This is a genomic window from Specibacter sp. AOP5-B1-6 (genome assembly GCF_052376555.1).
Taxonomy (GTDB): domain Bacteria; phylum Actinomycetota; class Actinomycetes; order Actinomycetales; family Micrococcaceae; genus Specibacter.
Genome location: NZ_JBQSVT010000047.1, coordinates 21,828 through 29,144, shown reverse-complemented (window position 1 = coordinate 29,144; position 7,317 = coordinate 21,828). Strand labels below are relative to the sequence as shown.

The 7,317-nt window shown below is 64.5% G+C and carries 8 protein-coding genes; 2 read left to right on the top strand and 6 right to left on the bottom strand.

The annotated features are described in order from the left end of the window. Together ACT3TS_RS17185 and ACT3TS_RS17180 are read left to right on the top strand one after the other, a co-directional pair. Nucleotides 1–405 (top strand): hypothetical protein (locus tag ACT3TS_RS17185; protein WP_444532749.1); only part of this gene is annotated, 405 nt, incomplete at its 5' end. A gap of 582 nt (nucleotides 406–987) precedes the next feature. Then, nucleotides 988–1,203 carry a DUF2945 domain-containing protein gene (locus ACT3TS_RS17180; RefSeq protein ID WP_444532748.1) on the top strand — a complete coding sequence of 72 codons (216 nt, stop codon included), beginning with the start codon at nucleotides 988–990 and terminating at the stop codon, nucleotides 1,201–1,203. 54 nt (nucleotides 1,204–1,257) lie between these two features. Here the strand turns inward: ACT3TS_RS17180 and ACT3TS_RS17175 are convergent, their stop codons facing one another. From ACT3TS_RS17175 to ACT3TS_RS17150, 6 genes are all read right to left on the bottom strand, one after another. Next, on the bottom strand, nucleotides 1,258–1,485 hold the full coding sequence (locus ACT3TS_RS17175) for a hypothetical protein (protein WP_444532747.1): 228 nt from the start codon (nucleotides 1,483–1,485) through the stop codon (nucleotides 1,258–1,260). A 64-nt stretch (nucleotides 1,486–1,549) separates the two neighbouring features. Further along, on the bottom strand, nucleotides 1,550–2,653 hold the full coding sequence (locus tag ACT3TS_RS17170) for an enolase C-terminal domain-like protein (RefSeq protein ID WP_444532746.1): 1,104 nt from the start codon (nucleotides 2,651–2,653) through the stop codon (nucleotides 1,550–1,552). A 2-nt stretch (nucleotides 2,654–2,655) separates the two neighbouring features. Continuing rightward, nucleotides 2,656–4,449, bottom strand: coding sequence for a thiamine pyrophosphate-requiring protein (locus ACT3TS_RS17165; RefSeq protein ID WP_444532745.1), 1,794 nt, complete (start codon nucleotides 4,447–4,449; stop codon nucleotides 2,656–2,658). Between the two features lie 57 nt (nucleotides 4,450–4,506). Then, complete coding sequence (locus ACT3TS_RS17160; protein ID WP_444532744.1) at nucleotides 4,507–6,147, bottom strand: GMC family oxidoreductase; 1,641 nt, start codon at nucleotides 6,145–6,147, stop codon at nucleotides 4,507–4,509. Further along, complete coding sequence (locus tag ACT3TS_RS17155) at nucleotides 6,144–6,806, bottom strand: gluconate 2-dehydrogenase subunit 3 family protein (protein ID WP_444532743.1); 663 nt, start codon at nucleotides 6,804–6,806, stop codon at nucleotides 6,144–6,146. Before ACT3TS_RS17155 ends, ACT3TS_RS17160 begins: the two co-directional genes overlap by 4 nt. After that, nucleotides 6,803–7,288, bottom strand: a complete 486-nt coding sequence (locus tag ACT3TS_RS17150; protein ID WP_444532742.1) for a hypothetical protein — start codon at nucleotides 7,286–7,288, stop codon at nucleotides 6,803–6,805. The genes ACT3TS_RS17155 and ACT3TS_RS17150 overlap by 4 nt, the downstream gene beginning before the upstream one ends. Nucleotides 7,289–7,317: the final 29 nt, after the last annotated feature.

The window sequence follows — 7,317 nt, the reverse complement described above, 5'->3', positions numbered from 1 at the left end:
TTAAGGGGCGTCCTGATTGGCTTGGCCTTCCTGGTTTCGCTGCCCGGACTGGGCTATCTATGCACCGCGAGGGACAAACGCGGGAACTTTTTTGCCCCGTCCGTTATGGTTGTGCTGATTTTTCTCAGCTATGGACTGCTGACCGGCTATATTCTTTTCTTGGGGCTGGCCATCGTCAGCGGAGCAACCTCAGTGGTGTGGATGGTGTCCACGTGGATGAGTATTCTGTCACCGATTCTGGCCGTCGCCCTGTCCATGCTCCTCGCTGGAATCGTCCGGACAAAAGTGGTGTGGGAGCCGGAATCAAGGCGGCTCAAGGCCACCAAATACTGGCTGTATTTTTCACCGCCGTCGTTCTTCTTGATCTGCCAGGTACTGCACTTCGTGGGCCGCCTGGTCGGATGACCTCAATGCCCTTCAACTCCAGAAACAGCGTGGCACCCCAGATACGGGGGTTCTCGTTTTTCAAACCATCTGTTTGTCAGTCAGTCACCTCGATGGGCGTGATGCAGGCTAATGGGTGGATGAGACTTTCTCCGCCGCCCTCGGTGACGGAAGTGCTCCCCGCCGCTGCTTAAGCCGAGGTTGACACTGCGGGAGTTCGAAGAGCTGGCCAGCTGGTGTATCCGACCGCCTTCGCCTACATGGCATTGGAACTGCCACTTGGCCCGGCATTGCTTACTAGCGACTTACTGGCAACCGAGGGTTCGCACCCGGACCGTCCCAACCAAGGATTCCTTGCGGGCGACACGCAACGTCGACTTGCTCGAGATGCTATGTCTTCCTGACGACCGCAACCAGGCCAATGACTGGCGACACGAATCTGAGCATACTGACAGCCAGCATGTGAACCTTCACAGCCAAAGGTTGGTGACATGAAATCCGGAATGGTGACACGCTGGTAACACCTACCCCGGATCAGTGACACGTAGCTCCGGATCCTACAACCAGCAGGCACCACATGAGTGGAAGCAAAGGAGCAATGCAATGGCGCAGCAATTTTCCGTGGGAGACCACGTGCGGTGGAATTCCGAGGCTGGATACGTGCAGGGCAAGATCGTCAAGGTCCACACCAAGGACGTTGACTACAAAGGACACATGCGCCGCTGCAGCCAGGACGATCCGCAATATGAAATCAAGAGCGACAAAACCGACCATGTGGCCATGCACAAAGGCAGCGCCCTGAAGAAAATTCAGGACTGAAAAATTCAGGACTGAAGGGTATGCGGGCCCGCGACTTTGAGGCGTGGCGGGTATTTATGCGGCCGCGGACGCGCCGGGATTCCAGCTCAGGGTGATGTGGACTCCCTGATCGAATTCTGTAATTGTCAGGTGCAGTTCGGCACCGTAGAGGTTGTCGCTTTCAATGTCATGCCCGTCCGACCGGGCCTGGGCGACGACGCGCGTGAGGGCCACTGCCATGGCCCTGCCCCAATCCGCCGGGTGTTTGCTGGAGGAGCTCACTGTGGCTGAATAGTGTTTCATGATGGTCCTTGGGGGAGTGGTGGACATCGGGCGGCAGACGTGGGCGGCGGCGGTCGGCCACGTGCTAGCCAATTCGGCAGGGTGCCATGTCGGCGGTGCGCAGGCTGAGCCCATTGCCCGGCGCTGCGGAGGGACTGAGTGTCCCGCCGCGTGGGTCCAGGCAGCCGTCGAAAAACATGGTTTCGACGCGGACGTGGTCGTGAAACCATTCCAGATGCCGAAAGTTGGGGGTTGCCGCCGCCACATGGACGCTGAGATGCGGAGCGCAATGTCCGGAGATCTCCAAGCCGTGGGCTGCGGCAAGTGCTGCAATGCGCAGCCACTGTGTGATGCCGCCGCAGCGTGAGACGTCCGCCTGCACACAGTCCACGGCATCGGCGGCGCACATCCGCCGGTAGTAGAGCAGCTCTGTCCCGTATTCGCCGGCAGCTACGTCCGCGTCGACCCGTTCCCGGACCTCCCTCAGACCGGCGAGATTGTCCGAGGACACGGGCTCCTCCAGCCAGCGGATGTCCAGCTCCGCGGCCTCGGCCATGACCCTGATGGCCTGCTTGGCGCTGTAACCGCCGTTGGCATCGACGAAGAGTTCGACGCCGGGCCCGATCACCCTCCGTGCCTGCCGCATGCGTGCCAGATCCCTTGCCGTCTCTGTTCCGGCGGATTCGCCAATCTTGATCTTCACCCGCGGGATGGCCTGCTCCAGGGCCCACCCGGTGAGCTGCTCCGCCAACTGCCGCTCGTCATAGCTGGTGAAGCCGCCGCTGCCGTAGATGGGCACCTTGTCCCGGACGGCGCCGAGCAGCCGGTGCAGGGGCAGCCCCAGCAATCGTGCCTTCAGATCCCACAGTGCACAGTCGACGGCGGAAATGGCGTAGCCGACGGCGCCCGGGCGGCTGGCATTGCGGACGGCCTGAAGCATCGCCACGGAGGCGTGTCCGACGTCGAACGCGGGCAGGCCGACGATGGCGGGCTGCAACAACTCGGTGATCAACGCACCGCAGGCTGCCGGTGCGTAGGTCCAGCCGATCCCGGTGGCGCCGCCGGCCCGGGCCTGGACCAGGACCAGGGTGGTGGAGTCCCAGGCGAAGGTGCCGTCGGCTTCGGGTGCGTCCGTGGGCACCCGATACACGGAAACCGCCAACCGTTCGACCAACGGATCGGAGTCCATGGCTAGCTGTCCTTGTGGGGCAGGAACTCCTGCAGTTTCGTTTTGACGCCCTCCCTGATGAACCCCCACGCATTTTCGTCACCCTTGAGCACGGCCTTGGCACTGTCGAGTGCTTGTTCGAGCGTTGCGTGTGGGGGGATGGGCGGGACATCGGGGTCCACCCGGACGTCAAGGACGGTGGGGCGGTCCGCGGCCAGCGCGCGGTCCCAGGCCGGTCCGACGTCGTCCGGGTTCTCCACGGCGATGCCCTGCAGGCCGAGGAGTTCCGCGAAGGCGGCGTAAGGGACGTCCGGGAGTGTTTGGGATTCGGTGAACGCCGGCGCCCCTTCCATGGCCCGCATCTCCCAGGTGACCTGGTTCAGGTCGTTGTTGTGCAGGACGGCGATGACCAGCCGGGGGTCGGCCCACTCCTGCCAGTAGTGCTTGATGGTGATCAGCTCCGCCAGGCCGTTCATTTGCATGGCGCCGTCACCGGCGAAAACAATCACAGGGCGCTCCGGGCAGCCGAATTTGGCGCCGATGCCGTAAGGCACGCCGGGGCCCATGGTGGCGAGGTTGCCCGAGAGCGAACCGCGCATGGTGCCATGGAACTTCAGCTGCCGGGCATACCAATTGGCCGAGGAACCCGAATCTGCGGTGACAATCGCGTTCTCCGGCAGCCGGGGCGATAGCTCCGAGAAAAGCCGCATCGGGTTGATGGGTTTGGCCTCCACCGCCGCTTCCATGGCCATGGTTTCCCACCAGCGGGTGACGTTCGCTTCGATGGTTTCGCGCCAGCTCCGGTCCTGCTTGCGCTCCAACAGGGGGATGAGGGCCTGCAGCGTGGTTTTCGCGTCCCCCACAATATTGTTCTCGTAGGCGTAGCGCATGCCAATCATTTTGGCGTCGACGTCGATCTGGACGCCGCGGGCCTGGCCCGGCTCGGGCATGAACTGGGTGTACGGGAAACTGGAACCAATGGTGAGCAGGGTGTCGCAGTCCGTCATGAGCTCGTAGCTGGGCCGGGTGCCCAGCAACCCGATGGATCCTGTCACATACGGCAGCTCGTCGGACAGGACGTCCTTGCCCAGCAGCGCCTTGGCCACGCCCGCGCCCAGGATGTCGGCCACCTGCTGGACCTCTTCGCGGGCGTCCCGTGCCCCGGATCCCACCAGCATGGCGACCTTGGTGCCGGCGTTGAGCAGTGCCGCCGCCGCCCGGATCCCGGCATCGTCCGGGGTGATGGTGGGCCACTGCACCCCGAGGCTGGAGGGCACCATCTTGAACGCGTGGGTGGGGGCCGAATACTCCAGGTCCTGCACGTCCGAGGGGATGATGATGGCTGTGGGGGCGCGTTCGGCCAGGGCAATCCTGATGGCCCGGTCCAGGACGTTGGGCAGTTGTTCGGGCACCGTCACCAACTGCACGTATGCCCCGGCGACGTCCTTGAACAGTGTCACCAGGTCAACTTCCTGCTGGTAGGCCCCGCCAATGGCGGACTGGGCCGTTTGTCCGACAATGGCCACCACCGGGACGTGGTCAAGTTTTGCGTCGTACAGGCCGTTGAGGAGGTGGATGGCGCCCGGGCCTGAGGTGGCCATGCAGACGCCGAGCCGTCCGGAAAACTTGGCGTAGCCCACTGCCTCGAACGCCGACATTTCCTCATGCCGGGACTGGATGAATTTCGGCTGGTTTTCGGCACGCCCGAACGCTGCCAGGGTGCCGTTGATCCCGTCCCCGGGAAAAGCGAACACGTGCTCCACGCCCCACTCGCGCAGCCGTGCCAGCAGGTAGTCCGCCACTGTTTGCTTTGCCATGTTTCCGTCCTCCAATGATTGGCTCCTGGCAGGGCCGCCCGCACGACCCCACCTTCCTTACTTTCGTCGGCTCCCTGCTCCGTTGCTGAGCAGCCTGTCGGCGGCGCGGGCCGCGACGGCCATGATGGTCAGCGCCGGGTTGGCGCTGCCCTGGGTTGGCAGCACGCTGCCGTCGGTGATGAGCAGGTTCGGGACGGCGAAGCTGCGGCAGTCCGCGTCAACAACACCCTCTTCCTGGGTGGCCGCCATGCGTGCCCCGCCCACCAAGTGGGCGTACCGGTCAATGGTGATGACCTCATCGGCGCCGGCCGCGGTGAGAATGAGTTCCATCTTGTCCTGGGCCGCCCTCATGAGCGCCCGGTCGTTGGCACATTGGGAATAGCTGAAGCGGGCCACGGGCAGCCCGTGGCGGTCCAATTCCGGCGCCAGGGTGACACGGTTTTCGGCCTGGGGGAGGAATTCACACAGGGCGCCCAGACAGGCCCAATGGACGTAGTCGCTCATGTAGTTGCGCAGCGCCGCACCCCAATGGCCCTGGGCCATGACGTGTTCGGCCCACGTGATGGGCAGGGGAGAGACCGTTTGGATCGAGAACCCCCGTTTATACGGCTTCCCCGGATCGGTTTCGTAGAATTCCTCGCTGCTGACTTCCGGCGGCGGTCCCTTCCACATCCGCACCTCCGCATCAAAGCGTCCGGCCGTCTGCGGGGCGCCCTGGACCATGAGGTAGCGGCCCACCTGGTCGAAGTCATTGCACAGCCCCTCGGGAAACCGGGCCGAGGTGGAGTTGAGCAGCAGCCGCGGGGTTTCAATCGAGTAGCCGGCGACGGCGACCATCCTGGCCCGCTGAAAACGCGCCACCCCCTGGTGGACATAGTGCACGCCCGAGGCGAGGCCGGTCCGTGCATTGATTTCGACGCCGGTCACCATGGAATCCGGACGGACCTCGGCGCCGTGGGCCAGGGCATCCGGGATGTGGGTGATCAAGGGTGAGGCCTTGGCATTGACCTTGCACCCCTGGAGGCAGAAGCCGCGGTAGATGCAGTGTGGCCGGTTGCCGAAGCGTCCGTTGCTGATGGCCACCGGCCCGACCTTGGCGGTGATGCCGGCGGCCAGGGCGCCACGCTGAAACAGTTCGCCGTTTCCGGAGACCGGATGGGGGCGGTGGGGGTAGCCATGCGGATCGCCCCAGGGCCAGTGTTCCCCGGCGACGGGCAGTTCCTCCTCGATGTCCCGATAATAACCCCTGAGGTCCTGGTAGCGCAGAGGCCAGTCGGCGCCCACCCCGTCCAATGTCCGGGTGTAAAAGTCACTGGGGTGGAAGCGGGGAACATAACCGGCATAGTGCACCATGGATCCGCCCACGCCCCGGCCGGAGTTGTTGGAGCCCAGCGGCACCGGGTCGCTCCCGGCGATCACGCGCGGCTCCGTCCAGTACAGGTGGTGCGAGCCGGCCTCGTCACTGACCCAGTCGCGTTCCGGATCCCAGAAGGGGCCCGCATCCAGGGCCACCGCCCGCCAGCCAGCCCGCGCCAGGCGCTGCAGCAGCGTGGATCCGCCGGCGCCGCAGCCGACGATGACGATATCCACCTCGTCCTCATCGGCGAAGCGGCGCATTTGTTCGCGCAGTCCATGGTTTGTGCCGGGGCCCGCCGGGAGCAGCCAGGCGGATTCATTGCGCTCGCGGACGCTGCTCACAGGGATCCCTGCCTTCCCTGCGTCTGGCTTCCCCGCGCAGGGTCGGCTCCCGGGCGGGCGTCCCGAACCTCAAACGGCTCCAAGGAGTCCACGCCGATGTTCTTGTAGCCTCGCGGGTAGGCCGGGCCGGCAAATCCGATTTCGTCCCACGCCCAGGGATGGGAGTAAAACGCTGTGCAGGCGTAGCGGGTCCACAGGCTCCATGTTTGTTTCGCGGGGATCCCGTGCCAGAGGTCCGGGCCAAGGTTTTGGATGCCCTGCAGCAGCCGCGTCTGTTCATGCCAGCCGGCCGCAGCGAACACCGTGCCACACCGAATCCGTGCTTCGTCGTCGAGGGCGGCAAGCGTCTGCCGCCACGCGTCCGCATCCGCGGGCATGTCCTCATAGTGCCAACCGTCAGTTTCCTGGGCGGCGAGCCGGGCGTCGACCATGGCCACGACAGGGATCCGGGGTTCCTCACGTTGGTCCAGGAGCTGGTTGAACAGTGCGCTCGCAGCAGCCTCCTGGGTGGTCGAGAAGAAGCGGATGTCCGGTGGCCGGCCCAGCCGGCCCATGACCACGGAGGCCGTCGCGGCATCCCAATGCTTGGCCTGGCCGGTGGTGTTGAATTCGGGAAACCGGCCGCCTCCGTCGCCGGCGGCCAGCGGCAGCGCACTCATTTCTCCCTCCGCAACACGGCCGCGAGCAGGCCCATGCCGCCCACCAGGGTCACGAGCAGCGGGGCCAGCAGGGGTGGCCCCATTTCCATGTTGTAGCGGAGGTTTGAGAAACCACCGGGTTTTTGGGCAATTCCGCGCGCATGGAAATAGGTGCCCTGCAGTCCGTTGGCGACAATGACTGCCGAGGCAAGCGGGAGCGCAGTTTTTGCCATTCGTTTGCTGCAAACCCCTGCCACACCTGCCGCCGCCCCGAGGGGTCCCAACACCACCGGAACCCACATCCACTTGTTGCCAAAGCTGGCTTTGTCGTGCTCGAAATAGATTTCAGCGGCAGTCACCAGCGCGCCGGCCGCCGTGAGGGCAGCCAGGGAGCGCTCAAAGCGGCCCGTTTCGACATTGCGCACCATTCGGTCAATGACGTGAACGAGATCCTGCGGCTCGGGCTCCTGAACAACGTTGCGCTGGTGGAATGGATTCTTCATGGACGTTCCTTCCCTTGTGGCTGTGGCTG